The sequence below is a fragment of the Streptococcus sp. CCH8-H5 genome, assembly GCF_001556505.1.
GTDB lineage: Bacteria > Bacillota > Bacilli > Lactobacillales > Streptococcaceae > Streptococcus.
In genome coordinates, this window is sequence record NZ_LSIZ01000022.1 from 1 (window position 1) to 2,280 (window position 2,280).

Sequence of the window (2,280 nt, forward strand, 5' to 3'; positions counted from 1 at the left end):
CACCAACAACTAGTGATACTGATACCCCTAATTCTCAAGTTCCCTCTGCTGAAAATAATATCACTGGCGGTCACTACTACAGTGATAAACAGGGGAATTGGTACTATGAAGATGCTAATGGGAAAAAACTTACTGGAGACCAAACGATTGATAACGTAAGAGTCTCCTTCTGGGAGGACGGAAAACAAATTAAAGGACCACAAATCGTAAATTACAAACTATACCGTTATTTTGATGATAATACTGGTCAACTACAAACCAAACGTTATCTAGAATATAAGGGAAACTGGTACTATGTTGACAAGGATGGTATTCCTCTCAAGGGGGAACAAACCATTGATAGGCAAGAAGTTTATTTTGATTATGACGGAACTCAAGTCAAAGGAGACTTTAGTGAAAAGTATTCTGGTAATCTTGATAAGATGCACTATTATGACCCTAACACCGGAGCTAGAGTTAGAAAAGAAGGTCTCGTTCAAGATAAAGAAGGAAGAACCTTTTTTATCAATAATGACGGTTCTAAATATACAGGAACTCGTATGATTGATGGTAATCTTTATTATTTCGAAATCAACTCTGGTGTCATGCAAAAAGGAATCAGCATAGAGCTAGAAGATGGAAAGACTCTTCCAACTTCTAATAAATATGGAACGCCCACAAACATTACCCGTCGTTACTATTTTGACTCAGAAACCGGTCAGTTAGTCAAAAAACAAACAATTAAAGAACATGATAAATGGTACTACTACGGTGATGATGGAAATGCTATTCGTCCTAAAGATGGGGAAACCCTTATTAATGGACAAATCGTCTATCTCTACTCAAACGGCCGTCAAGCTAAAGGAGAACTTGTTCTTGATAATGGGGTCCTCCGTTACTATGATCCTGATTCTGGAGCTCGTGTTGTAAATACAAGCCTAACGATCAATGGGATGACTTATAACTTTGATGAAAATGGAATTGGTAAAGATGCTCCAAACCCTAACGGCTACTATAGCGATGAACAGGGTAACTGGTATTATAAGAATGCAAGCGGAGAAAACCTTATCGGTTTCCAAATCATTAAGGGACAAAGAGTATTCTTCCGGGATAATGGACAACAAGTCAAAGGGGCCTATTTAGATATATATAATGACCTTAAAGGTTACTACGATATCAATACAGGAAATCTCGTAACCAATCGTTACGTTGAAGTTAATGGTAATTGGTACTATGTTAATAAATACGGTAGCCCACTAAAAGGGGCCTACATTATTGATGGACAAGATGTTATGTTCGATCCCCATGATGGTAAACAGATTAAAGGAGGATTTGTAAGAGATCCGAAGTTTATCTCCAAATATTATTACATGCCTAAGTACTACTATGATAAAGACAATGGTTGCAAAGTAACCCATGCAGGCTTTGTTAATGAAAATGATTCAACCTACTACCTTGATGATAAAGGACAAATAGTTCTTGGGCTTCAGGAAATTAATGGCGATTTCTATTACTTCCGTCCAGAAAATACGTATAAACACTATGACATTGGAGAAATGTTACGAGATCGTTTTATCTATGAAAATAATAAGGTCTATTATGTTGATCATAGTGGTAAAATCTTGAAAAATCGCTTTTTCGAACGTAATGGAACTGGAACTTGGTATTATTTTACAAAAGATGGTACAGCTGCAACAGGAGAAGTTGAAATTAATGGTCAAAAACTATACTTTGATAATCCTTGGGGTTTTCAGACCAAAGGAAGGGTTGCTCAAAACGGTAAATTCTATGACAAAGATTCTGGTGAACTAGTGACCAATACTTTTAAAGAAGTATTGACTTCCGTTGGTAGTACCATAAATGGCGAAATTTTATATGCAAAGGACTGGTATTACCTTGATAGGGAAGGCCGACCACTAAAAGGACCTCAAACACTTGATTATGTCAAAATGTACTTCTTCCCTAATGGAGCACAGGTTAAGGGACGTTTTGCTCCTGATGGACACTACTATGATAAGGATACTGGTGCACTTGTAACAAACCGTTACGTCCATATCTATAACTGGAAATTTCAAGATAAATACGGTAATCCTGTCGATAACTTTTTTATCAAGTACCCACATAATTTTATTTTTGGTCTCAATGATAACACAATACCAGTAGACATTAGTCACTACCCACTTTCAAGCAAAGACTTCGATTGTGAGGACTATTTCTACTACGTTGATGTCAATGGTGATAAAGTTACCGGTGAACAAACCATTGACAATGTCCCAGTCTACTTCCACAGTAACGGTAAAC

The 2,280-nt window shown here is 36.9% G+C and carries 1 protein-coding gene; it reads left to right on the forward strand.

The window, feature by feature from the left end:
* A partial coding sequence (locus tag AX663_RS00715) for a glucosyl transferase (RefSeq protein ID WP_060972424.1) occupies window positions 1-2,280 on the forward strand: 2,280 nt, incomplete at both ends.